Below are 24,188 nucleotides of genomic sequence, written 5' to 3'. Positions count from 1 at the left end.
GTCGTAGGGTGAGAACAGGTACATGTCCTCGTCCTTCTTTGCGAGCTCGAAGGTGATGTCGGGCACGACAACGCCGAGGGACAGCGTCTTGATGCGGATCTTCTCGTCGGCGTTCTCACGCTTGGTGTCGAGGAACCGCATGATGTCCGGGTGGTGCGCCTGAAGGTAGACGGCACCGGCACCCTGGCGGGCACCCAGCTGGTTGGCATAGCTGAAGGAGTCTTCGAGAAGCTTCATCACGGGGATGATGCCGCTGGACTGGTTCTCGATCTGCTTGATCGGGGCGCCGGCCTCACGGATGTTCGACAGGAGCAGGGCGACACCGCCGCCGCGCTTCGAGAGCTGGAGCGACGAGTTGATGCCGCGGGAGATCGATTCCATGTTGTCTTCGATGCGCAGCAGGAAGCAGGAGACGAGTTCGCCACGCTGCGCCTTGGCGGAGTTGAGAAACGTCGGCGTTGCAGGCTGGAAACGGCCGGCGATGATCTCCTCGACGAGCGCCGTCGCGAGCTCCTCGTCACCCTGGGCGAGACCGAGGGCGGTCATGACGACGCGGTCCTCGAACCGCTCGAGGTAACGCTTGCCATCGAACGTCTTCAGCGTGTACGAGGTGTAGTACTTGAACGCGCCGAGGAAGGTCTGGAAGCGGAACTTCTTCGAGTAGGCGAGGTCGTTGAGCTTCGTGATGAACTCGAACGGATAGGCGTCGATGACGGCCTTCTCGTAGTACTCCTTCTCGACCAGGTAGTCGAGCCGCTCACGAAGCGAGTGGAAGAACACCGTGTTCTGGTTGACGTGCTGCAGGAAGAACTCCCGGGCAGCTTCCTGGTCCTTCTCGAACTGGATTTCACCGTTCGGCCCGTACAGGTTGAGCATCGCGTTGAGCGAGTGATAGTCCATACCGGTGTCCATGGGGACCTCGGTCACTACTGTTCCAGCCAAAATGATTCCAATCCTTCGTGGACGACTCGAACGTCGTCTGGTGTTCCGAATACTTCAAAGCGATACAGGTTCGGCACCTGGCATTTGGCGGAGATGATGTCTCCGGCCAGACCGTATGCCGAACCGAAATTCGTGTTGCCTGCGGCGATCACGCCGCGGAGGAGCTTGCGGTTCTTCTCGTCGTTGAGAAACCGGATCACCTGCTTGGGTACAGCGCCGTGCCCGTCCCCCCCGCCATAGGTGGGGGTGACGAGCACGAAGGGTTCATTCACCGTGAGGGCGGGATCCTTGGCGTGCAGTGGGATCCTGGCCGCCGGCACGTCGAGCTTGTCGATGAAGCGGCGAGTGTTCCCCGAGACGCTGGAGAAGTACACCAGCTGCGTCATGGGATGTCCTACCTCAGTTCAACGGTGATTGAGCCTGTCGAAATCAAGACAAACGGGATGCCAGCTCGTTGATCTTGTCAGGACGGAAACCCGACCAGTGGTCCTCGTCGGTGATAACGACAGGGGCCTGAAGGTACCCAAGCGCCTTGACGGCTTCGAGGGCGTTTTCGTCTGCTGAAAGGTCGAGGATCTCGTACTCGAGCCCCTTGTTGTCGAGTGCGCGATACGTCGCGGTGCACTGAACGCACGAAGGCTTGGTGTAGACCGTAATTGTCATCGAACTGGGGCCCCTCTTCTTACTTTCCACATGTTGCTGAGCGGCACTGGCTTGCCGGTTGTCCAATACTACATATAGTTGGTCGCTTTGGGGAGCACCCCAACCAGTAGTAGTTACACGCCTGTAGTTATCAACAAGCGATTCCACCGATTTGTTCCATTCTCCACCGACTTTCCACCTCTTTATCCACAGAGACATCGGACGCCCGAAGAGCGGAATGGAGCAGATTCCGCGCCCATTTCAGTCGGTTCTCCACAGTTCCGACGCTACGGGGCACCACCGACAGTTAATTCCTGGCGGCGACCGCCGGGACGGCGTGTCGCGAGCCCCGCAGCGTCCGTCGTTAGCGGGCCGTCGCGCATCCCTAGAATTGGACGCATGAGCGGATACACGAGCCTATTGAAAACCTCAGGAGTCGCTCGAATCATCGCCGCTCAGTTGATCGCCCGTTTCCCGTTCGGGATGCTGTCGCTCGCGTTCCTGCTCCACGTCGAGCAGGTCACCGGTTCCTATGGCGCCGCTGGCCTCGTGCTCGCTGCGGCGAGCGTCGGACAGGCCGCTGCCGGCCCGCTGACCAGCCGCTGGATGGGTGTGTGGGGCATGCGGCCCGTGCTCGTCCTCACCCTCGTCGTGTGCGCGGTGACCGTCACCGCTATTGCGCTCGTGGAACTGCCGGTACCCGGTTACATGGCGTTGGCACTCATCTCGGGTCTCGCCACTCCTCCGATCCAGCCGGCCGTGCGCACGATCTACCCGAAAATGGTGAACTCGAAGCAACTCACCCCCCTGTTCTCACTCGATGCCTCCGCCCAGGAGATCATCTGGGTGCTCGGCCCGGTCATCACCACGTTCATCTCTACCCAGATCGGCACCGACTGGGGAATTCTCACGGCGGCCGTGATCATGGTGTTCGGTGGCGCATGGTTCATCTCCTCCCCCGAAGTCAGCCGCGTGCGCATTCCGCGCAGCAGGCGCAAGATCGGTGTGGTGCTCAAGCGCCCGCCCGTCCTTCTCGCCACCGTCGTCGGGTTCCTTCTCATCGGGGCGTGTGCCGCGCTCGAAGCCGGGGTCGTCGCGACCTTCGGCCACGAGGGGCTCGACGCGGGCATCGTGCTCGGCATCTTCTCTCTCGGCAGCCTGGCTGGCGGCCTGGCTCTCGGCCACATTCCCATCGGTCCGTGGGCGCTGGCTCGGCGCATGTTCATCGTCTTCGTCGGCATTGCCGTTTCAACCTTCTTCTCCAGCGCTCTTCTTCTCTCGATCACGCTGTTCGTTGCCGGGATCGGCATCGCGCCGGCCCTGGCCGTCCTCTTCGCTATCGTCTCGGCGAGTGTGAAGTTCAGCGACACGGCAGAGGCTTACGGCTGGGTCGGCACCGGACAGCTCATCGGCGCCGCGCTCGGTTCCGCGGCCGCCGGGCTCCTCATCGACCAGAACGGCGCGGTCGGCGCGTTCTGGGCGGCTGCTGCATTCGCTTTCGTCGGCTTTTTGGTGCCGCTTCTCGGCAAACGGTGGCATCCGGACCTCCGTGGCCGCGACGCCAGTCCCATTCCGGACACGGAACCGATTCAGGTCCACTCCGTGTGACGGAATGGACCTGAATCAGGATCTGGCCGGAGAGCTCTAACCGGCGACGAGTGCCGATTCGCGCACGGAGCGCAACGCAGGAGCAAGAGCGCCAAGCTCGTCGAGCAGGGCGTCCAGCCGAACGTTCTGCTGCTCTTCGGGAAGGAAGAATCCGTCCTCCACCTGCGTGGAGGCCTGGGGGATGTCGACGGGGGTGCTGACCGCGATCAGCTGGAGTTCGGAGAGGACGGGTCGCAGCGCGGCCGTGCCGAGTGCGCCGCCTCCCCGGCCGCCGTAACTGACCAGACCGACCGGTTTCCTGCCCCACTCGTGGAAGAGGAAATCGAGGGCGTTCTTGAGAGCGGGGGAGAAACTGGAGTTGATTTCAGGGGAGACGAAAAGGAAGGCATCCGCCTGTGCAACGCGGGCGCTCCATGCGGCGGTGTGCCTGCGGGCGTATTGCTGCGTCTTCGGGAGCCGGTATTCGTCAACCATCGGGAGGTTCAGCTCGGCGAGGTCGACGAAGTCGATCTCGAAGCCGCCGCGGTCGGTGATGTGCTCATGCACCCACAACGCGACGGAAAGTCCGATGCGGCCGGGTCGGACACTGCCGATGACGACCATGAGCTTGATCGGGGATTCGGGTCCTCGATCGGTGACGCGTATGGACATAGGGATTCTCTCCAGCAAAGGCGAATACTGGGGGCAGCAGTCCTCGCGGGAATTTTCGGGATGGTACAGCGGCAGCGGGGTGGGGCGATCCTCGATGCGTGCCCTCAAGCATCCTCCGCTGTCCCGCCGCCGCAACCCCCCATAAATGGAGGGATGTCACGTTTAGTCACGTCGGGTAGCCCGAAAAATCGTGACGGTACCGTGAGCAGGGAGCCTTCTGCCCCTTCATCCTCAACTCCTAGAGTGAGGTCATGACTCCCATCCCGACGCGACGACGTACGATCACTCGCACGGCTCCGCTCGCTGCCGCGCTCCTCTCGTTGCTTCTGCTGGCGGGTTGTTCCGTCGGTACCTCGTCGAGCAATGAGGTCCCCGCCGATGGCGGAGGCGTTGCCGAACCGGGGGTCAGGGTCCAGTGGTCGGAGAAGAGGGCGTTGAGCGGCAGGTCGTCAGCACCGCCTCTATTTCTCTCACCTCGCGTGACCCCATCTCCGTTGCAGACCGGGCCGTGGACGTCGTCCTCGATGTGAACGGCCACGTGGACAGGCGCACAGACACACCCACCGAAGATTCGCGCAGCGGATCGGCTCAGCTCGTGCTCCGGGTGCCGTCTGCGGTCCTCGACGAGACGCTTCCGGAGCTGAAGGCCTTGGGCGAACTGGTTCGCTCCTCACTCAATCAGACGGATGTCACAACGCAGTCCGCCGACCTCGACGCGCGAATCGCAGCCCTTCAAACAGGAGTTGACCGTCTGCTCAGCCTGATGTCGCAGGCGACGACGACCGCCGATCTCATCGACCTCGAGTCGGCGCTGTCCGAGCGCCAGACCGAGTTGGACGGTCTCGTCGCCCAGCGGGACTCCCTCAAGGATCTGGTCGACTACGCCGCTGTCGAGATGTTCATCACCACGCCCGGCGAGGTCGCGGGTGCCGCCCCCGGCGACTTCTGGGGCGGCGTGATTGTTGGATTCCAGTCCATGATCGCTTTCTTCGGCGGGTTGCTGGTCGTCCTCGGCGTTCTGCTTCCGTGGCTTCTTCCGCTTGGCCTTCTCGCGATCCTCGTCGCCTGGCTGGTGCGGCGCAAGCGCACCCCAGGCGCACCTCCCGGGCCGACAGGACACCCGCAACAGGAGGTGCCGCCGCGGCCGCCGCTCCCGACGGAGGCGGGGCGGACAGCAGGGCACGAGGGAACCGCGACCGACCGCAACCCCGTCTGACGCCTCCCGGCACCGACATACGATGGGCGAATGACGATTCTGATCGACAGCCCAGCGGATGCCGAACGACGCGTCGCCCTCACCCGGATGAAGCGCACGGCCACCGCTCTCCTCGGAGTGATGGCCGTCATTTTCTGCGTCTCGTTCGCTCTCCAGGACGACATCCCCTGGCTCGCCTGGGTGAGGGCTGCGAGCGAGGGCGGCATGGTCGGTGCGATCGCCGACTGGTTCGCCGTGACCGCGCTGTTCCGGCATCCGCTCGGCCTGAAGATCCCGCACACGGCGATCATCCCCAGGCGAAAGGATGAGATCGGCGCCACTCTCGGTGAGTTCGTCGAGCTGAACTTTCTCTCGGCGGCTGTCGTCCGGGAAAAATTGGAGTCGATCGGCCTCGGCCGCACCGTCGGCGCCTGGCTGGCTCGGCCCGAGAACGCCGCCCGGGTGGCTGACGACGCCGCCGCGGCCGGGAGGGGCATGCTCGAACTGCTTGACGATGAGAACGTCCAGGATGTCGTCGAGCAAATCACCCGGACACACCTCATCGAGCCGGGCTGGAGCGAACACGTCGGCGCCTGGGGCGAACGACTCATCGCGGAGGGCGGACACCACAGCGCGGTGAATCTGCTGCTCGATGGCTTGGATGAGTGGATGACCGCCAACCCGGCGGCCTTCTCCCGACTGGTCTCCGCCCGCCTCCCCACCTGGGTGCCGTCCTTCGTCGACCGGCTCGTCGACGAACGGATCTACCGTGAGGCCGTCGACTTCGTGCGGCGGGCACGGTCAAACCCCGGGCACCCGGCCCGGGTCGCCCTCGACACCTACCTGTCGGAGCTTGCCCGCAAGCTGCAGGAAGATCCCGAAACGATCGCCGCCCTCGAGCACGCCAAATCCGAGGTCTTCGACAGCCCTCGCGTGCGCGACCTCGCGGCCCGCGCCTGGAACACCACCCGGCAGGCGCTCATCGTTTCGCTTGAGAACCCCTCGAGCGGTCTCCGACAACAGCTCGCTGCGACCCTGGTCGATATCGGCGAGCGCCTGGGACGCGACTCCCGCCTCGCCGGCAAGGTCGATGACTGGGTGACGGATGCCGCGGTGTCATTGGTCGGCAACCACCGGCACGACATCGCAAGCGTCATCACCGAGACAATCGAACGCTGGGACCCGGAGGAGACGAGCGACAAGATCGAGCTGCAGGTCGGCAAGGACCTCCAGTTCATCCGCATCAACGGTACGGTCGTCGGTGCGCTGGCCGGCCTCGTCATCTTCACGGTCGCCTCCGTCCTGTTCGGCGGCTGAGGCTTCACCGGCCATTCACCCGGGCGTCGCCTTTCCGTCGGATCGGCGGCACTTCGCCGCGTCATGCTCACAGCATGAGAGTCGCGGTCATCGCCGAAACCTTCCTTCCCCAGATGAACGGTGTGACGCACTCACTTCTTCGCGTCCTCGACCACCTCGCCCAACGCGGTGACGACGTGCTGGTGCTCGCGCCGGGCGCCGACGAGCAGCCGACGACCGTCAGCGGATTTCCCATTGTGCCTCTGCCGTCGTTCGCACTTCCCTCCTACCGCGATGTGAGGCTCGCGACGGTCGGTGTACCGCGCCTGACGAAGATTCTCCGCCGGTTCGCACCGGACGTCATCCACCTGGCATCGCCTTTCGTGCTCGGCTGGCAGGGCGTGCGGGCAGCAGAGGCGCTCGGTATCCCAACCGTTTCGGTGTACCAGACCGACGTTCCGGCATACGCCGCCCGGTACGGCGTTCCCGCCGCGGAGCCAATGTTGTGGAACCATGTGCGACGGCTTCACGCCCGGTCGACGATGACCCTCGCACCCTCGGCCTCCGCCATGACCCTTCTCGCGGAACACGGAGTCGAACGGCTCTCACTCTGGGGACGCGGCGTCGACAGCGCTCGATTCTCCCCGGAAAGGCGGGATGAAGAACTGCGCAGCAGCTGGGCTGCGCCTGAAGAGCGTGTCGTCGGATACGTCGGCCGGTTGGCGGCGGAGAAACAGGTGGACGACCTGCGGGTGTTGCAGGACCTTCCGGGGGTTCGCCTCGTCATCGTCGGCGACGGCCCGCTGCGCGAGACTCTTGAGGCCGCACTGCCGGCCGCCCGGTTCCTCGGGTTCCTGACCGGCGACCGACTGGCCCGGGCGTTGGCGTCGTTCGATGTCTTCGTCCACCCCGGGGAATCAGAAACGTTCGGTCAGACGATCCAGGAGGCGATGGCATCCGGTGTCCCCGTCGTCGCAACCGGAAGAGGCGGCCCCCTCGACCTGGTGGACTCGAGCCGCAACGGCTGGCTCTATCGACCGGGAGATCTGGCCGATCTTCGCGGGCGGGTTGCAGACCTCACGGGCGACGACGCCAAGAGGCGGGCCTTTGCGCTTGCCGCCCGCCGCTCGGTCGAGTTCCGGAGCTGGCCTCGGCTCTGTGCGCGGCTCGTCGGGCATTACGAAGAGGCACTCGTGGCCGGCGCCGTTGACCACCGGCGCTTGCCGGTGGCACGATGAGGCAGGCAAAGCTCTGGGGGTCGGCGATGATGACATCGACGTGCTGCGTGGACTCGTAGCGCACGCCTATGCCGAGGGCGAGGGGTCACTCGACTCCCCCTACTGAGATGGTCGACAGAGGGTCGCCAGCGACGAGAGACGAGGAGCAGGAGGTCGCCGGAGAACCGGTTTGCTGGCTCAACCGGGTTTGCGACGTCTGCGGGGCCCTCGTCGACACCTCCCTGGAGGCGTGCTGGCGCTGTGACACGCCGATAGCACCCGACTAGCCGGGCAGGGAACTCACAGGACGCGGTTGCCCTTCGCATCGACGAACTCGAGGTGCGGCATCCGCCTGGCGATGATCTGCAGGGCGGCGTAGCCGTCGGGCGTCGTCTGCGGCCAGGTCCAGCGGACCACCTGCGGCGCCGACGGCATAGCCGCCTCGAACAGGTCGACCTCGACACCCGTTCTCAGGTGCTTGGGTGGCACAACCATGCTGACCACCCATCCCTGTTCGTGCAGCGTCATGAACTGGAGGCGGGACCCGGTCTGGTCATCGCGCACAATGAACTCCCTCGTCTCCGGGTCGTCCGGCGGGATCTCTGTCGTATCGAATCGCGCGGAGCCCTCCGCAGAGAAGGCGCCCTTGATCTGCCGGCCGAACAGAGCAATCACAACGACGAGCATCGCGACGATGGCGATTCCCCAGATCCACCCACCGGTGTCGAACATGCGTGCCCTCCCCCTTCGGAGACTCCAGTTTAGTGATCCGGAGCGACCAGAGAATGACACGAACTGTTCACCTCGGCGAAACAGTGAGAGGTTCTCATGTTCGGCCCGCGCTTCTAGAGTTGCAGCACCGGACGCAGGACCCGAAATTCCCCGCATCCGCGACGTACCAACGGCGCCGCCGACCTCTCGACCCTTCGACCGGCCCGCGGTCGGACGGGGCGAGCCAGACCGAATTCCTCTTCCCTGAAGCGAGTCCGCTATGACATCCCTCGAATCCCGATCCCGGCTCTCACCGTCGAGCCTCGTCACCGAACCCGCCTTGCCGCATCGTTCCGCCGGAGGCAACAAGCCGCAGTCGCCGTCGCTGGTCCTGCTGGTCGTGATCGCGACGATCGGCATCCTCGCCTACACCGGATTTCTGCTCAACCCGGCCAGTCGCGGCGACTGGCTGCCGTACGTGATGGTCATTGCCGCCGAGTCCATCCTGATCGCCCAGGCCCTCCTGTCGATGTGGACCATCCTGTCCGCCGCGCACGACCCAAGGGACTTCGCGTTCCACCAGGCCCACGGGTCGCTGTTCCGCTCACGGAACATCACGAGGGACGGATACGCGAACTCGTCCGAGCGCTGGGAGGTTCACCTCGGCAACTCCCCTGTCTCGATCGATGTGTTCATTACCACCTACGGTGAGGACCTGGGGACCATCCGGCGTACCGTCACCGCCGCCCTCGCCATGACGGGGTCCCACCTCACCTGGGTGCTCGACGACGGCAGCTCGGACGATGTGAAGGCACTCGCCTCCGAACTGGGCGCACGGTACGTGCGCCGGCTCGGAAACTCGGGAGCCAAAGCGGGAAACGTCAACCACGCCCTCGCACTGACCAGGGGCCAGTTCTTCGTGATCCTCGACGCCGATTTCGTGCCCCAACCTGATTTCCTGGTCGAAACGATGCCGTTCTTCGCCGACGAGCACGTCGCCTTCGTCCAGACCCCCCAGAGCTACGGCAACCTGCACAACGTCATCTCACGCGGCGCCGGCTACATGCAATCGGTCTTCTACCGGTTCATCCAGCCGGGCCGGAACCGATTCAACGCCGCGTTCTGCGTGGGAACCAACGTCATCTTCCGGCGCGATGCCGTGAACGACATCGGCGGGTTGTACACGGACTCGAAATCAGAAGACGTCTGGACATCGCTCATGCTTCACGAACGCGGATGGAAGACGGTCTACATTCCCCTCGTCCTCGCTGTCGGCGACGCCCCAGACACGATCGAGGCGTACACGAAGCAGCAACTGCGCTGGGCGACAGGCGGATTCGAGATTCTGCTCAAGCACAACCTGTTCAGTCGGAAAAGCAAGCTCACCCTCGACCAGCGACTGCAGTACCTGGTGACCGCATCCTTCTACCTCACGGGCATCTCTCCCCTGCTGCTTCTGCTCGTCCCGCCGCTCGAAATCTATTTCGATCTTCGTCCTGTGCATCTCTCCACGACCGTGCTGACCTGGGTTCTGTATTACGCCGGTTTCTACCTCATGCAGATCGTTCTCGCGTTCTACACGATGGGGTCGTTCCGCTGGGAGACCCTCATGCTCGCCACGGCGTCATTCCCGATCTACGTGACGGCACTGGTCAACGTCCTCATCGGTAAGGAACAGAAATGGACGGCGACCGGAAACAGAAATCAGGTGGGCTCGGCGTTCAACGTCATGATCCCGCAGATCCTCTTTTTCGCCTTCCTGTTCCTCACGTCTCTCGTCGCCATCTGGCGCGACGTCGACAACGGGATGCTGACGCTCGCGACAGCGTGGAACGTCACGAACACTCTCATCCTCGGCGGTTTCGTGGCAACAGCGGTGAGGGAAGGCTTCCGGCTTCCCGCGGCCGCATCGGCCGTCCGCACAACCGCCCACCTGCCGGTTGCAGCCACGACTGTTCCGGCGGTGGCCTCATGACCTGGTCAAGCAGAGCGAAACTCGTTCTCGGTCTCCTCGGCGTGGCCGCGCTCGTCCTGATGCTCACTCTCGTCTTCACTCAGCGCCAGTCCCAGGTCGCAAGCGACTCGGCGTCGATTCAGGCTGAACAATTCCCTGTCGGCCTCGACTACGGCGGAACCGTCGTGGAACGCCTGGTCAGCGACGGGGACCGTGTCCAGCCCGGCGATCCGCTCTTCGTTGTTCTGAGCACCACCCTCCAGGCGGATCTTGCCGAAGGGCTCCTCAAGCCTGAGACGATCGCGTATTCGGTCACCTCGGACGGCACGATCACTCTGACCGCGTCTGTTGCCGGTACCGTCCGCGCTGTGACAACTGAGCGCGGATCATTCGTGCAGGCCGGGCAGGTCCTTGCGACGATCGACCGTGCCGGGTCACTGCACGTCTCTGCCGAATACGTGCTCACGAGCGGCGACTACGCCCGCATCGAGAACGGTGCGGCTGTCGAGATATTCCTCCCCGACAACCAGCGGATCGCCGGCCGGGCGTCGTCCGTCCAGGTCACGACGACCGACGGCAAGGCGACGACCACCGTCATTGTGCACAGCGAGTCCCTGGTGGACGGCGGGCACCACGGGCTGATGTCGCGAGGAACACCGGTCAGCGCCATCCTGCAATTGCGTAATGACGGCATCCTGGCTGGACTCAGCGACAGCATGTTCGACTTCCTCCGAAAGATCGGCGTGTGACATGTCCGTCAGCACCCTGCGGTTCCTGATCGCGCCCGTTCTCGTCGTCGGTGTGCTCGGCGGCTGCGCCTGGCCGGCACCATCCGGTCAGGAATCCGCCGCGACATCGCCTTCTGCCCAGGCCCGGATCCTGCCAGAGAAAACCGTGGCCCCGCTCGTGGATGCCCTCCCGCAACGCACAGTGACGGCCCTTCCTGCCGCGCGGCTGGCCGATGGCCTCCTGCCACCGACCAACCGGTGGTTCTCCGGGCTGGTCTACGGCGAACCGTCGATGCCCGTCTTTCCCCTGCCGTTGTCGTTCCAGCTGACCGAGGACGGCATGAGCTTCGGCGTTCCGCAGGTTTCGACGTCACCGGCCGTGATCATGGGCGGCTTCTTCGGAGCGGTCAGCGCGGATGTCGGCGCGCGCGAGCAGCAGGTGGTCGCGTACGACACGGCATCCGTCACCGTGGCACAGCGCGCAGACGGGAAAGAGATCGGACGCACCGTTCTCGCGCAGGGTTCGCCGTTCGTCAGCTTCACGGCGACCCAGGAGACGGCGGTGCGGATGTCGGTCCCCTTCGTCCCCGGGGACGAGGACGGCGTCGCGACGGCGACCGTCGCAAACTCAGGCTACGGGCTGGTGACGGAAGGGGAACTCGGAACCGACGGCACCTCGGTCACGCTGTCGGCTGGGGACAGCCTCACCTGGTTCGCCGTGCCCGGCAACGGAAACCTCGACGACCTCGCTGCTGCCGCGAGGCATCCAATCCTCGACACCGGGATCGGCTACAGCGTGGACCAGGACTCGGCGACCACCGCGATCAGGTATCGGACCGCGGGCGACGCCGACACCCTGATCGCTGCGATGCCCCATCAGGAACCCGCCGGGACCGATTGCACGCTCGGCTCCTATCCCAGCGTCTACGGCGACCTCCGCCTGTGCCGCACCTCGACCCTCAGCTGGACGGCGCCGCTGCTCGAGCCCGCCGGATCGATCGACCTGTCCGGGCTGGGGCAGGAGCACCGTGAAGAGCTTCGAGCGCAACTCGAGGCCGATGTGACGGCGAGCGCTGACTTCCCCGCAGACACGTACTTCGGCGGCAAGGCGCTCTACCGGTCAGCGAACCTGTTGAGCATCGCCCGCGACCTGGGAGCTGACGACATCGCGACAACGCTCGAGGAGCGGCTGAAGGGCGAACTTGCCCTGTGGATGGATCCGGCCGGCTGTGAGAACCGTTCCGCGCGCTGCTTCGTCTACGACCCCAAGGCCCGCGGCCTGGTGGGCCTCGAGCCGTCCTTCGGTTCTGACCAGTTCAACGATCACCACTTCCACTACGGCTATTTTCTCTACGCCGCCGGAGTCGTCGCTGCAGGCGACTCGGAGTTCGCCGAGGAGTGGGCGCCGGTGATGAACCTCCTCGCCGCGGACCTGGCGACGAGCGGGAAGAACCCGCTGTTCCCGGAGCGGCGGGTGTTCGACGCATACGCCGGGCACTCGTGGGCAAGCGGAACCTCGCCGTTCGGCGACGGAAACAACCAGGAATCGAGTTCCGAAGCCGTCACCGCGTGGAACGGTCTGGCCCTGTGGGCCGAGGCCAGTGACCAGCCCGACCTGTACCGGGAGGCGGTCTGGATGCTCTCCGCTGAGGCGGCATCCGCTCGCGCCTACTGGACCGACTTCCCGCTGGACTCCGCCGTTTACGACGGATTCGATCACACGATCACCTCCCTCGTGTGGGGCGGGAAGCGCGACTACGCGACCTGGTTCAGCGCTGAACCGAGTGCGATGCTGGGGATTCTCGTGTTGCCGATGAGCCCGGTCGCGGGTTACCTGGCCGGCGACCCGAAGCGGATCGAGGCGAACATCCGCGGCGCCGCACCGGACGGCTTCGACGTGCTGTTCGGGGACTATCTTCTGATGTACTCCGCGCTGGCTGGCGAGGCGGCAGCGACGCAGGCGCTGGAGGCAGCGTCGGCGTTGCCGGAGACCCGGATCGACGACGGGAACAGCAGGACCTATCTGCTCGCCTGGCTGATGTCCCTGCACGGGGGTCGATGACCACTGGACGGATGTTGGTGCCCTGGCGGAGACTGGGATCGTGCCAGAGCTTCCCGAGGTCCACGCGCTCGTGACGGACCTTGGCGCGCGCCTCACCGGGCGCACCGTCGAGCGGCTGGACATGGTTTCGTTCGCGGCGCTCAAGACCTTCGATCCCCCGGTGAGTGCCCTGAACGGGCGCATCGTCCACGGCGTGACCCGACACGGCAAGTTCCTCGACCTCGTCGTCGATGACCTGCACGTCATTCTCCATCTCGCGAGGGCGGGCTGGATTCGCTGGCGGAACGATCCGCCAGCACCGGCAGGCAAACCGGGCCGCACCGCGCTGGCCGCCAGGCTCGTGCTCGAAGACGGTTCGGGTTTGGATGTCACCGAAGCCGGCACGAAGAAGAGCCTCGCCGTCCACCTCGTTCGCGACCCGGCCGAGGTACCGGGGATCGCCCGGCTCGGGCCCGATCCGCTCGAACCCGGTTTCACCGAAGAGGTGTTCTCCGACATCCTCAGATCAGCCGGGCGTTCCCAAATCAAGGGTGTGCTGCGCAACCAGTCGCTCATCGCCGGCATCGGCAACGCCTACTCGGATGAGATCCTCCATGCCGCGCGGATGTCTCCGTTCAAACCGGCGGCGATGAGCAACGAGGACGCATCGCGGCTCTTCGAGGCGCTGCGGTTCACCCTCGCCGACGCGATCTCCCGCGCCGACGGGCTGGCCGCGTCGGAGCTCAAGAAGGAGAAGAAATCGGGTCTGCAGGTCCACGGCCGCACCGGTGAACCCTGCCCGGCGTGCGGTGACATGGTCCGGCAGGTCATCTACACCGACTCGACGTTCCAGTACTGCCCGACCTGCCAGACCGGCGGCAAGCCGCTCGCCGACCGGGTTCTCTCCCGACTGCTCAAGTGATGCTGAACGACGTGACGCTGACGACTTCTCAGCCCTCGGAAGCCAGCGATTTCGCGTGATCAGGCACGAAGTTCTGCTCGTCGATGTCCGGCCGGTCCACCTCGTTGGCATCGGGCCGAGCAGGGATTTTCACGGAGGCCGGTTCGCTCTGCTCGTACGGGACGCGTGAGAGCAGATGGGCGATGGTGTTCAACCGCGACGACCGCTTGTCGTCGCTCTCCACCGTCCACCAGGGCGCCTCGGGAGTATCTGTCGCGGCGAACATGGCATCCTTCGCCCGTGAGTAGTCCTCCCACTTGGTGATCGAGGCCAGGTCCGTTTCCGAGAGCTTCCAGCGCCGAACCGGGTCCTTGAGGCGAGATTTGAACCGCTTCTCCTGCTCGGTGTCGGAGACCGAGAACCAATACTTGACGAGAATGATTCCGTCCTCGACGAGCATCCGTTCCAGGGTCGGAGTCTGGGCCAGGAATTGCTCGTACTGCTCAGGCGTGCAGTACTCCATGACCTTCTCCACGCCGGCCCGGTTGTACCAGGAGCGGTCCATCAGCACGATCTCGCCTGCCGTCGGCAGCCGTTCGATGTATCGCTGGTAATACCACTGGCCGCGTTCCCGTTCGCTCGGAGTGGGAAGTGCAACGACTCGGGCCGACCGCGGGTTGAGGTACTGGACGATGCGCTTGATCGCCCCGCCCTTCCCGGCGGCGTCCCGCCCTTCGAACAGCACGAGCACACGGGCGCCGGTCGCCGTGACCCAGCGCTGCATGGTCACGAGTTCGACCTGCAGCCGGGTCAATTCGGCTTCGTACAGCTCCTTGTCGAGCCGCTTCTGCTTCTTCCTGGACTTCTTCGATCCGGACATCGTGTGCCCTTCCAACTCGGATTGCTGGACATCCAGCGTCCGGCAGTGACGGCAAACACGAAACGGCGAATACTTGCAGGGTGGACCTAAGGAGATTCGAACTCCTGACCTCCTCGATGCGAACGAGGCGCGCTACCAACTGCGCCATAGGCCCTGGTGTCGTCAAGATTATCACGCGATCGACCGCGTGCGATTCACTAACTGGCGATGCGACGACGCTGGAGAATTGCGCTGACGTCCGTCGGCGCCAGTTCCGACTCGTCGACGATCCCCATCCCAGCGAACCGGCTCGGTGCCGCAGCCGGCCTTGCAGGCTCTTCGAGAGCCGGCGCAACGATCGACGGAACCACGGGAGTCTGCTCGGCGACGCGGGCAGCCATGACCTGGGCGACTGCGGCACGACGGAGAGCAGCGTGCGCGTCTGCCTGCGCGATCGCCTCGGCCGCAGACGAACCCTGAGAAAGGTGAAGCGGTTTGGGAAGCGGCATCGGCGTCCAGGTTGCTGCGGCCGGTGCGCTGTCTTCCATCTCGACCGGCTCGAAGGCCGCCGGGCGCCGAACGGACTGCGCCGGTGCGGCGATCCGCGCGGTGCGGCGTCCGACCCTGGCCATGCGAACGATCATGGTGAGCGCGAGCAGGGCAGTTCCGCCTGAGGTGCCGAGAAGGAGCGCAGAGCCGGCGGTCGCGAAGACCCAGCCGCCGACACCGGCGGCGACGAGAGACAGGAAGAGCACCGTGGTGGCCGTCAGGCGGGCGCGGCGGCGTGCTCGGGCGATGCGGACGCGGGGCTCGGCCCGTAAAGCGGCTATGGCTGCTGCGGCGCTGGCTCGAGCGACTTCTGCGGATGCTGTCGCTTCCAGCCGCGCGCGCTCGCGGGCTTCAGCCTCGACACGTTTGAGAATTCTCTGCTGCTCGGCGACGCTGCGGGCGGTGGCTTCGACGCGGACCTCGGCGGGAACCTCGGCCGTTTCCGCCAGGATCCGCAGGGTTTGCTGCAGCCGGATGGCGTTGCGCTCCGTTGCGAGATATTCGCTCTGGCGCAGCCAGGTCGGCAACAGGTAGACGATCCAGAGCACGGCCGCAACAGCGAAGACGATCCCGCCACTCAGAAGCCCGCCACCAGTCATGGCTCTAAACTACGAGCGCTTGCAGGCCTTCTTCCTCATTGCGAGGGGTGTGTCACCCGAAAGTTGAGGTTTAAGGTTCAGAAAAGTGCCGGGGGCGGCAGCAGCGGCGTTTCGGAAGCCACCCGGTCGACGGCAGGGACGCTCGCCGCACCAACCGGAACCTCACCATTGTGCCAGCGGCGAAGCACTCCCTGCGGAACCTCTTCGCGCACCAGGGCGAAGCAGAAGTGGTCCCGCCAGTCGCCGTTAATGTGGATGTAACGCCGCCGGAACCCTTCATAACGAAACCCGAGCTTCTCGACCACGCGAAGGCTCGGCGCGTTCTCGGGACGGATGCAGATCTCCATCCGGTGCAGCCCCATTTCGGTGAAGCAGTAGTCGGTGGCAAGGGCGACCGACGTCGGGGTGACCGAGCGGCCGGCGAACCGTTCGGACACCCAATAGCCGAGCGTCGCTGACGACAGCGACCCGTAGGTGATACCGGACACGTTCAGCTGTCCGGCCACTTCTCCTTCGTACTCCATCACGAGCGGCAGTCCCCCGCCGGACCGAGCATTCTGCAGCAGTGAGCGAATACTTGAGCGCATGTCGAAGGACCGCGGCGCGTATGGGCTGGTCGCCTCCCACGGCCGCAACCACGAGCGGTTGCTGAGCAGCTCATGCTCGATCACCTTCGCGTCACGCACGCGGACCGGCCGAACGGTGATCGAACCGTCGCTCAGCACAGGGACGGATTGGGCCACCGCGGTCCTCCTTCCGGCAATGAAACGATCTAGTCGAGTTTCGCGGCGAATTCCTTGAGCCACGGCTTCAGCTCCACACCGAGGTCTTCACGGTCGGAGGCGAGCTGGACGATGGCCTTGATGTAGTCGAGGCGGTCTCCGGTGTCGTAACGGCGGCCACGGAAGATGACGCCATACACTCCGCCGGCGATCGATTCGTCCGCGGCGAGTTCCTGGAGCGCGTCGGTGAGCTGGATTTCGCCGCCCTTGCCCGGAGCGGTCTTGTCCAGGATGTCGAAGATCTCTGGAGTGAGCACGTATCGGCCGATGATGGCCAGGTTGGACGGAGCATCCTCCGGGGCAGGCTTCTCGACCAGGCCGGTCACGCGAACGACATCCGGGTCGTCCGTCGCCTCCACCGCTGCGCAGCCGTACATGTGGATCGTGGACGGCTCCACTTCCATGAGGGCGATGATGGTGGCCTGTCGGCTTTCCTGCTCCGCGATCATCGTGGTGAGAAGCGGGTCACGGGCATCGATGAGGTCGTCTCCGAGCAGCACAGCGAAGGGCTCGTTGCCGATGTGGCGTCTGGCACGGGACACCGCGTGCCCCAGCCCGCGCGGGTCTCCCTGGCGCAGGAAATGAATGTCGGCCAGCTCGCTCGATTCGATGACCCGGTCCAGGCGATTCGTGTCGCCCTTCGCTTCAAGAGCGAGTTCGAGTTCGATGACACTGTCGAAGTGGTTCGCGAGAGCGTTTTTGTTGCGCCCGATGATCATCAGAACGTCGTTGAGTCCCGCGCTGACCGCTTCCTCCACCACATACTGGATCGCGGGCTTGTCGACGACCGGGAGCATCTCCTTCGGCATCGCTTTGGTGGCAGGAAGGAACCGGGTTCCGAGGCCTGCGGCGGGAATAACCACTTTCCGAACTGTTGAAGACATGGGTCAATCGTAGTGGGCACCCATTTTGTCGGGACAACCCGAGAGCGAACGGATGCCGGTGGAGTAGCATCCGCCGCCTAGAATGGGCCCATGCCCACCCCCGCGGATCATCAGAAGCGCGCACTGCGCGCAGAATTGCGCGAACGACGGCAGAACCTCACCGCTGTCGAGCGGGAGAAAGCCACCATCGGCGTGACCAACAACCTCGTCTCACTCGTCACCGGTCTCGACGCGCGGAGCATCTCCTGCTACCTGTCGACACCGACCGAACCCGACACCAGACCCTTCGTCAACTGGGCCCTCGCCAGGGACATCCGCGTTCTCTTCCCCATCAGTCGTGAAGACGGACTGCTCGACTGGACAGTGGGCAGCGAGGCCGAGGAGGAACAGCAGGGGCTGCACGGAATGCCTGAAGCCGTCGGCGAACCGCTCGGGCCCATCGCCATCAACGACGTCGACCTCATCATCGTTCCCGCCGCCGCGATCAGCCCCGACGGCACCCGACTGGGCTGGGGACGCGGGTACTACGACAAGACCCTCGGCTCGATGGAGAAATGCCCTCCCGTGTACGCGGTCGTCTACGACTCCGAGATCGTCCCGGACATTCCTCGCGAACTGCACGACCAGCCGGTGGACGGCGTGGTCACTCCCGCGCGCATCCTCGACTTCTAGCGCCCCAACTCTTCTCACGACCGACCCGGCACACTGCCGCTACCAGCCAGGAAATCACCATGCCCACCTATTCTTACAAATGCACCGTCTGCGACACCGCTTTCGACATCCAGCAGTCGTTCACCGACGCCTCGCTCACCGAATGCCCCACCTGCGACGGCAAGCTTCGCAAACTCTTCAGCGCCGTCGGAGTGACCTTCAACGGGTCCGGGTTCTACCGCAACGATTCGAGAAAGAGCGAGAGCACAGGCCCCAAGAAGAAGACTGAGAAGAAGCCCGAGAAGGCAGCCTCTGCGGCATCTTCTGGAAGCTCGAGCGGCAGCAGCAGCACACCCGCCACCTCTTAACCCTCGTTCGACCGGGAGAACCGCCATGCTCAACGGCTTCAAAGATTTCATCATGCGCGGCAACGTCATCGACCTCGCGGTCGCTGTCGTCATCGGCGCGGCGTTCACGGCGGTCGTCAACTCGATCGTCAAGAACATCTTCAACCCGCTGATCGGTGCGCTGTTCCAGGCGGACAGCCTGGATGAGTCGCTCATCCTCACCATCGGAACCGCCGAGCTGAAATTCGGAGCGGTGATCGGCGCGATCCTCACGTTCCTCATCGTCGCCGCCGTGGTCTACTTCGTCTTCGTCCTCCCCCTCAACAAGATGAAGGAGCACGCCGACGCCCGCCGTAAGGCCGGTGTCGTTCGTGAGGACGCGCCGATCACCGAGATCGACGTGCTCACCGAAATCCGCGACCTGCTCGCCAGGAACAACGCGCGCCCGTAATCCTCGAGCGAAGAACGAAACGCACGCGGTCCCGCTGCTCGCGTTTCGTCGTAAACGGTCCGGCTCAACCCCAGTGCGGCGGCACGTCCTGCTTCAGTTGGGCGTCGTTGGTGTCGGCCCCGGCAGCACCCCAGGTCGCGTCGGTGTCCTCGACGGCACGCACGGCATCCGCTGTCGCCTGGGGTGTCGGGTCCGCGCCCGCAGCGCCGGGCCGGACGGCACGGCGAGAACCGCTGATGCGTCGCACGACGGGCGCGTCGGCGTTGTTCTCAGCGGGGAAAGGAACGGGCATCCCTCAAGCTTAAGCGGGAAAGCCTGACCTACGCTGTCGGGTCGTCCGACGCCTCCGTCGCGTCTGCGATCGGGACGCCAAGCATCGACACGATCTTCGACGCGACACCGTCCGGGTCGCTGAACAGGTCGAAGCTGTGGACCCGCAGGTAATGCCAGCCCAGCCGCCTCAGAACGTCCGGACGAAGCCGCAGCGACTCACGCAGGGAGTCGGAGCCGACCTCGGGGTCCGATTCGACCGCGATGGCCTTGTTGCCGTAGGAGGCGACGAGGGCAAGCTTCCCGCGGTAACCGACCTCGACCGACAGCCCGTGGCGGTAGAGCCGCTCGGCAAGATCGAGCAGCATCGGTTCGGCGCCATCGGTTGCGGGCGGCGTCGGTTCGTGTTGTACGGGCTGGCGGAGGATTTCGGTCAGGGCGGCGATACCGTGCTGCATCCGATCGACATCGATGTCTTCAGGGCGGATGCACGAAACGATGACCATGGAGCGGCGGGCGCGAGTCATACCGACGGCGAGCAGGCGGTCGCCGCCCGGGGCACCGAGCGCGCCGAAGTTCGAGAGAACGCGACCGTGCGGGGTGACCCCGTAACCGAGCGAGAAGATGACCCGGTCGCGGCTCTCGGCAACCGACTGCTCGAGGGTGAGCACGGTGAATGGCTCGGCGCGTTCCTTGAGGATGAAGTCGGACAGGTCCGCACGCATCGCGAAAGCGGAGATGACCGCCTGGTGCACTCGGGTGGCGTGCTTCTCGCTCGCTGTGATGACCATGAGCGACTCGCGCGGCCGGTTGATGGCGTGCTCGAGAACGAGGTTGACCACACGGGCGACCTCGGCGTCGACACTCTCCACTCCCCCGGTTTCCGGGTCGGGCATGCCATGCCCGTTGGGCACGTAGTCGAGGGTGAGGCTGCCGTGGCCGAGGAAAGAACCGGCCCACGGGAGCGACTCGATCTCGCCGCCGTAGAAGCGGTGGTTCACGAGTTCGGCGAGGTCTTCGCCTCCCGCACGGTAGCTGCGGGTGAGGGTGAGGGTCGGCAGCAGGCCGGACAGGTGCGCGAGAGCCGAGTCGGCGTGGCGTGCGTCGACGTTCTCGGCGGCATCCGGTTCGGGCTGGTCCCCGATGGCGATCTGGAACGGCGTCGGGCTCTGGGTGACCGGGTCGCCGACGGCGACGATCTGCCGTGCGCGACGGATCGCCACGGCATTCTCGGCGAGGGTGGTGGCTCCGGCGTCGACGAGGAAGACGGCGTCGAATCGGACGCTCTCCGGGATCGCATGCACTTCGTACGGCGAAGCCAGCCAGACTGGCGAGAGCACGCGTGACAGGTGCGGCACCGAGGCCTCGAGCTTGGCGGGGCTGGCGTTCTCACCGCGGAGCAGTTTTTTGAGAGCGCTGGCTTCCTCGGGGAAGTCGACGAGCCCGATCTTCCAGGTGTCTGCGAGCAGCGAACCGAGAAGCGCGCCGGACGCCGACGCGTGCGCTTCGTCGACCAGCCGGAAGTCAGCTTCCAGGCGGTCGATGACACTCGTGTTGGCACCGAGCAGTGCGCGGTCGGTTGCGAGCATGTGTTCCAGAACGGATTGCCACCACGCCAGTTCGAGTTCGGCGGCCACCTGGTTCTCCGGAACGTGTCGGACGGACAGGTCGGTGATCAGGGGGGCGAGACCCTTTTCACGGAGTTCCGCGATGAGGGTGGTGCGCTCCTGCAGGTTCTCCATCACCTGCGAGTCCGCGGCGAGCCCCGAAAGCAGCCGGATCAGTTCCTTCACCGGCAACGAGACCAGAGGCTCGGCTTTGTTGCGGCCGAGCGGAACGTCGAGTTTGCTGAGATCTTCGACGACACGCTGGTAGGCCACCTGGACGTCGGCGATGCCGAGCGGAACCTCAGGGGTGACGCCGGCGGCGACGTACCGCTGCCACAGGGTCCTCTGCTGCTGGATGCGGTGGAGCGCGGCATTCATGTCCGCGATGTGAACCCCGGGGCGCACGTATTCGCGGGCGAGTTTCTTGAGGCGGCGACGGTTCGCGCCGGACATGGCCGGGGCATCCCGCCGGTTGCTCGTCGCGGCGATCAGTTCGCCGAGCGATCGGTCGAAGACGCTCGGCTGGAACTTGTCGAGGGTCTCACGCACATCGAGGAGCAGGCGCAGGTACACACCGAGTTCCTCGACGGATTCGAACGCGCGCATGCGGGTCTGGCCGATGAGTTCGTAACCGCGCTCGAGCAGCCGGGGAAGTTCGGTGCGATGCAGCTTCTTCGCCAGGTCATGGGTCGCCTTGGCCTGCCGGGTGCTGGCGAATTGGGCGCCATACCAGGGCGAATCGTCGGGGCCGTACTGGAATTCGCCGAGCGCTGCCGCCGTGGCCAGTTTGCGGGCGGTGATCCCGCGGTTGCCGGCGAGCTTCTCGAGCGAGGAGAGGTCGAGTCGGGCCGGCGTCGTCGGCGGGACGGGGAGGTTGCCGAGTCTGGTCAGGGCTTCGAGGGCGTCGATGACGCTGACCCCGAGGCCGCTGTCGATGCGGCGGAGCGAGCCGCGGTAGTCCAGGAGCACCTTGCGCAGGCGCACGAGGGCGTCGTCGACGTCGGCGACCTTGGGGGCAACGGCCTTCTCGTTGCGCGAGATCGCCTGAATCAGGTCGCGCCGGATCGTCGCCGGGCTGACGGTGAAGCCGGGAAGACCCACCTTGCTGAAGCGGTGACGGATGCCGTCGAGGCTGGATCTGCGCGCGCTGACGACGAGCACGCGCTTGTGCTGCTCGACGAGGGCGCCGATGGCGTTGACAACGGTCTGCGTTCCGCCTGTGCCCGGGAGCGTGGTGACGACGATGGAGTGCCCGGCGGAGATCTGCGCGATCACGTTCTCCTGCTCGGTGTCCGCGTCGAGGAGGAGGGTGTCGGTTGCCGGCGGGCGTTCGTCCTGCCCGATGGCATCCACTGGACTGAACAGTCCTTCGACGAGCCGCCGCGCACCGGGGTTGCCCGCGAGGGCATCGAGTACGGGGTGTTCGAGGTTGCCCGCGTCTCGGGCGAGTGCGTTCCCGACATCCGCGAACGAAGAGACGACGAGCCGCGGCTGCACGCTGAACCATTCGAGGTGCTGGGTCAGGCCGCGGAGCCGGTCGATCACCGGCTGCGGTTTGAAAACTCCGTTGGTGACGGCGAGCGCCTCGAACGCCTCAGCGTCGAGCGTGATCCGGTACTGCTCGTCAAGGGCGCGGGCAAGCTCCGGGTTCAAAAATGGTGCGCCCTTGAGTTTGAGTTCGAAGTCGCGGCCGTAGCGGCGAATGGCGACCGGGCGGAGGAGCACCGGTGCCGAGAATTCTTCACCGTTGTTGCGCCACTGGGCGAGGCCGATCGCGAGGTGGACGGACTCGATCCCCCGTACGGTGCGAAGTTCGACGCCCTTGACGGTGATCTGGTCGGCGGCAGCCTTGGCGCTGCGGAGGGCGAGCTCATCGCGGATGAGATTGGACAGCAGAGTGGAGTGGCCGGTGATGAACTGCGGGAGGCCACCGGGGTGCGTCGAGCTCAGCTCGATCCGTGTGCGTGGTTCGTCGATGAAGTGAAGCAGGGGCGAGCGCCCACCCACCGCTGCCAGTTGGCTGCGCCACCGCTGCCGTTCGGCGTCTGCCACGTTACCCACCGCGAAGTTCGGGTCGCCGACGCTCAGGCCAGTGGGACTGGTGACCGAGAGCGCAAGCGACGTATTTGCGTCGTCGATATCAAAATCGCGCGCATCTGGTTTCTTGTCTAGCCGCCACACAACCCACACCCTAAGCGCTAGCAGGGTGAAATGCCGGTAGCATCACCGGTTTTTCGCCGACTTGCCAGCGTTTCTGCGTCGACCACGAGGAAAATTGCCCGGACGGAAACGCCGCAGCAGGATCGTCAGCTGAACCCCAGTCGACTCTCAGTGCCGGTGAAATCTCAGTGGAAGTAGGGTTTTCGTTTCATCCAGTCCGGTGGGATGGTGACCGGTTTGCCGTTGACCATCTCGATCCGCCATTCGCCGGCGTGCATCAGCCGGTGGTGGTACCAGCAGAGGATCACACCGTTGCCGACCACCGTTTGGCCGCCTTCGGACCAGGGGATCACGTGGTGCACTTCGGCGGCGCTGGCCGGGATGTCGCATTCTGTGCAGGTCGGTCCGTCGCGGGCGATGATCGCCAGTTTCTGGCCGCGGGTGAACGCGCGCTGTTTGCTGTCCAGGGCAAGGATCTGACCGTCCGGGCCGAGGAACACCGGTTGGATGCCGCCGTCGCAGAGGATCTGCTCGATCGCGGAGTACGGCACCGGGTCGGCCATTCCGACTGCCAGCCCGGTGCCCTGCTTCTTCGCGATCACCTCCGCCGGGACGGTGACCAAAACGGTCGGCGCCGCCCCGCTGATCGTCGGTGCGTTCCCGGAGCGGGCCAGCGAGTCGATCATCGCCGCGAGAATGTCGGCGCGTTGCTGCCCTGGCGTGCGGGGATCCTTCGGCCGGCCCGGTTCCCGGCCGGCGGCTTCGTCGTAGTCCTGCTGCTCCTGCTCGCTCAAACACTGCGGCGCGGTGCGGGGGGTGAGCATCGCGTCGAACAGGCTGCGGAGCTTCAGCGCCACGTCGATGGTCAGTTTGCCTCCGAACGGCACCACGCCGCCCTGGGTTTCCCGGGCCACCCAGAAGTCCCGGCGGGAGAACGCCACCTCAGTGCGGGGTTCGATCCCGTTCGGGTCAAGGGCGTCACGCCACAGCCGGGCCTGCCCGGCGATCAGATCGGCCGGCACCGCCAAGCCGCCCGGCACTGTTTGCCCGGTGGCCTGGCCGACCAGCGCCGTCTCCGCCACGGCCAGGTCGCTCAGTTCCGCCCGCGGCGCGGCGGCGGCCAGTTCCCGGGTGATCGCCTCG

General features: G+C 65.3%; 23 protein-coding genes and 1 tRNA gene. 11 read left to right on the top strand and 13 right to left on the bottom strand.

What is annotated here, in order from left to right; translation table 11 throughout:
- The 3 genes from ACLQ62_RS05595 to nrdH all read right to left on the bottom strand — a co-directional run.
- Positions 1–912, bottom strand: a 912-nt coding sequence (locus ACLQ62_RS05595; RefSeq protein ID WP_411720676.1) for a ribonucleotide reductase N-terminal alpha domain-containing protein, incomplete at its 3' end; no start/stop codon positions are given.
- A gap of 14 nt (positions 913–926) precedes the next feature.
- On the bottom strand, positions 927–1,328 hold the full coding sequence (nrdI, locus tag ACLQ62_RS05590) for a class Ib ribonucleoside-diphosphate reductase assembly flavoprotein NrdI (protein ID WP_411720675.1): 402 nt from the start codon (positions 1,326–1,328) through the stop codon (positions 927–929).
- 43 nt (positions 1,329–1,371) lie between these two features.
- Positions 1,372–1,605 (bottom strand): glutaredoxin-like protein NrdH, encoded by a 234-nt coding sequence (gene nrdH, locus ACLQ62_RS05585; RefSeq protein WP_354499652.1) that lies wholly within the window; start codon positions 1,603–1,605, stop codon positions 1,372–1,374.
- A gap of 378 nt (positions 1,606–1,983) precedes the next feature.
- Here nrdH and ACLQ62_RS05580 point away from each other — a divergent pair, with 378 nt between their 5' ends.
- Positions 1,984–3,192, top strand: coding sequence for an MFS transporter (locus ACLQ62_RS05580; protein ID WP_411720674.1), 1,209 nt, complete (start codon positions 1,984–1,986; stop codon positions 3,190–3,192).
- Between the two features lie 36 nt (positions 3,193–3,228).
- On the opposite strand, the gene ACLQ62_RS05575 is transcribed toward ACLQ62_RS05580, so the two are convergent.
- Positions 3,229–3,843 carry an NADPH-dependent FMN reductase gene (locus ACLQ62_RS05575; RefSeq protein WP_411720673.1) on the bottom strand — a complete coding sequence of 205 codons (615 nt, stop codon included), beginning with the start codon at positions 3,841–3,843 and terminating at the stop codon, positions 3,229–3,231.
- A 415-nt stretch (positions 3,844–4,258) separates the two neighbouring features.
- Here ACLQ62_RS05575 and ACLQ62_RS05570 point away from each other — a divergent pair, with 415 nt between their 5' ends.
- The 3 genes from ACLQ62_RS05570 to ACLQ62_RS05560 all read left to right on the top strand — a co-directional run bounded on the left by ACLQ62_RS05570 (position 4,259) and on the right by ACLQ62_RS05560 (position 7,572).
- Positions 4,259–5,059: a DUF4349 domain-containing protein gene (locus ACLQ62_RS05570; protein WP_411720672.1), complete on the top strand. Its 801-nt coding sequence runs from the start codon at positions 4,259–4,261 to the stop codon at positions 5,057–5,059.
- Between the two features lie 30 nt (positions 5,060–5,089).
- A complete protein-coding gene (locus ACLQ62_RS05565) occupies positions 5,090–6,355 on the top strand; it encodes a DUF445 domain-containing protein (RefSeq protein ID WP_411720671.1) in 1,266 nt (421 codons plus the stop codon).
- Between the two features lie 74 nt (positions 6,356–6,429).
- Entirely contained in the window at positions 6,430–7,572 is a 1,143-nt protein-coding gene (locus ACLQ62_RS05560; RefSeq protein ID WP_411720670.1) for a glycosyltransferase family 4 protein, read from the top strand.
- A gap of 279 nt (positions 7,573–7,851) precedes the next feature.
- On the opposite strand, the gene ACLQ62_RS05555 is transcribed toward ACLQ62_RS05560, so the two are convergent.
- Complete coding sequence (locus ACLQ62_RS05555) at positions 7,852–8,283, bottom strand: hypothetical protein (protein WP_411720669.1); 432 nt, start codon at positions 8,281–8,283, stop codon at positions 7,852–7,854.
- A gap of 259 nt (positions 8,284–8,542) precedes the next feature.
- Between ACLQ62_RS05555 and ACLQ62_RS05550 the strand changes: the two genes are divergently transcribed.
- From ACLQ62_RS05550 to ACLQ62_RS05535, 4 genes are read left to right on the top strand one after another with little or no spacing between them, the layout of a single operon-like run.
- Positions 8,543–10,237 (top strand): glycosyltransferase, encoded by a 1,695-nt coding sequence (locus tag ACLQ62_RS05550; RefSeq protein WP_411720668.1) that lies wholly within the window; start codon positions 8,543–8,545, stop codon positions 10,235–10,237.
- Positions 10,234–10,965, top strand: coding sequence for a biotin/lipoyl-binding protein (locus ACLQ62_RS05545; RefSeq protein ID WP_411720667.1), 732 nt, complete (start codon positions 10,234–10,236; stop codon positions 10,963–10,965). The genes ACLQ62_RS05550 and ACLQ62_RS05545 overlap by 4 nt, the downstream gene beginning before the upstream one ends.
- A gap of 1 nt (position 10,966) precedes the next feature.
- Positions 10,967–13,006: a glycosyl hydrolase gene (locus tag ACLQ62_RS05540; protein WP_411720666.1), complete on the top strand. Its 2,040-nt coding sequence runs from the start codon at positions 10,967–10,969 to the stop codon at positions 13,004–13,006.
- A 40-nt stretch (positions 13,007–13,046) separates the two neighbouring features.
- A complete protein-coding gene (locus ACLQ62_RS05535; RefSeq protein ID WP_411720665.1) occupies positions 13,047–13,907 on the top strand; it encodes an Fpg/Nei family DNA glycosylase in 861 nt (286 codons plus the stop codon).
- 28 nt (positions 13,908–13,935) lie between these two features.
- On the opposite strand, the gene ppk2 is transcribed toward ACLQ62_RS05535, so the two are convergent.
- From ppk2 to galU, 5 genes are all read right to left on the bottom strand, one after another.
- Positions 13,936–14,766: a polyphosphate kinase 2 gene (gene ppk2 / locus ACLQ62_RS05530; protein WP_411720664.1), complete on the bottom strand. Its 831-nt coding sequence runs from the start codon at positions 14,764–14,766 to the stop codon at positions 13,936–13,938.
- Positions 14,767–14,847: 81 nt separating this feature from the next.
- Positions 14,848–14,920 (bottom strand) — tRNA-Ala (locus ACLQ62_RS05525).
- Positions 14,921–14,963: 43 nt separating this feature from the next.
- Positions 14,964–15,893, bottom strand: a complete 930-nt coding sequence (locus ACLQ62_RS05520) for a hypothetical protein (protein ID WP_411720663.1) — start codon at positions 15,891–15,893, stop codon at positions 14,964–14,966.
- A 77-nt stretch (positions 15,894–15,970) separates the two neighbouring features.
- Complete coding sequence (locus ACLQ62_RS05515; RefSeq protein ID WP_411720662.1) at positions 15,971–16,636, bottom strand: GNAT family N-acetyltransferase; 666 nt, start codon at positions 16,634–16,636, stop codon at positions 15,971–15,973.
- Positions 16,637–16,665: 29 nt separating this feature from the next.
- On the bottom strand, positions 16,666–17,559 hold the full coding sequence (gene galU / locus ACLQ62_RS05510; protein WP_411720661.1) for a UTP--glucose-1-phosphate uridylyltransferase GalU: 894 nt from the start codon (positions 17,557–17,559) through the stop codon (positions 16,666–16,668).
- A 90-nt stretch (positions 17,560–17,649) separates the two neighbouring features.
- Here galU and ACLQ62_RS05505 point away from each other — a divergent pair, with 90 nt between their 5' ends.
- The 3 genes from ACLQ62_RS05505 to mscL are packed head-to-tail and all read left to right on the top strand — an operon-like array spanning position 17,650 to position 19,008.
- Positions 17,650–18,231 carry a 5-formyltetrahydrofolate cyclo-ligase gene (locus tag ACLQ62_RS05505; RefSeq protein ID WP_411720660.1) on the top strand — a complete coding sequence of 194 codons (582 nt, stop codon included), beginning with the start codon at positions 17,650–17,652 and terminating at the stop codon, positions 18,229–18,231.
- 59 nt (positions 18,232–18,290) lie between these two features.
- Positions 18,291–18,578, top strand: coding sequence for an FmdB family zinc ribbon protein (locus ACLQ62_RS05500; RefSeq protein ID WP_411720659.1), 288 nt, complete (start codon positions 18,291–18,293; stop codon positions 18,576–18,578).
- A 25-nt stretch (positions 18,579–18,603) separates the two neighbouring features.
- The gene (mscL, locus tag ACLQ62_RS05495; RefSeq protein ID WP_411720658.1) at positions 18,604–19,008 is read left to right on the top strand and encodes a large conductance mechanosensitive channel protein MscL; all 405 of its coding nucleotides are present in this window, start codon (positions 18,604–18,606) and stop codon (positions 19,006–19,008) included.
- Between the two features lie 64 nt (positions 19,009–19,072).
- Here the strand turns inward: mscL and ACLQ62_RS05490 are convergent, their stop codons facing one another.
- The 3 genes from ACLQ62_RS05490 to ACLQ62_RS05480 all read right to left on the bottom strand — a co-directional run.
- The gene (locus ACLQ62_RS05490) at positions 19,073–19,300 is read right to left on the bottom strand and encodes a hypothetical protein (RefSeq protein ID WP_411720657.1); all 228 of its coding nucleotides are present in this window, start codon (positions 19,298–19,300) and stop codon (positions 19,073–19,075) included.
- A 28-nt stretch (positions 19,301–19,328) separates the two neighbouring features.
- Positions 19,329–23,066 (bottom strand): AAA family ATPase, encoded by a 3,738-nt coding sequence (locus tag ACLQ62_RS05485; protein WP_411720656.1) that lies wholly within the window; start codon positions 23,064–23,066, stop codon positions 19,329–19,331.
- Between the two features lie 164 nt (positions 23,067–23,230).
- A partial coding sequence (locus ACLQ62_RS05480; RefSeq protein ID WP_411720655.1) for a DUF222 domain-containing protein occupies positions 23,231–24,188 on the bottom strand: 958 nt, incomplete at its 5' end.

The organism is Mycetocola sp. (assembly GCF_046716805.1).
In the GTDB taxonomy this organism is placed as follows: Bacteria; Actinomycetota; Actinomycetes; order Actinomycetales; family Microbacteriaceae; genus Mycetocola_A.
This window is presented reverse-complemented; position numbering and strand designations above follow the sequence as displayed.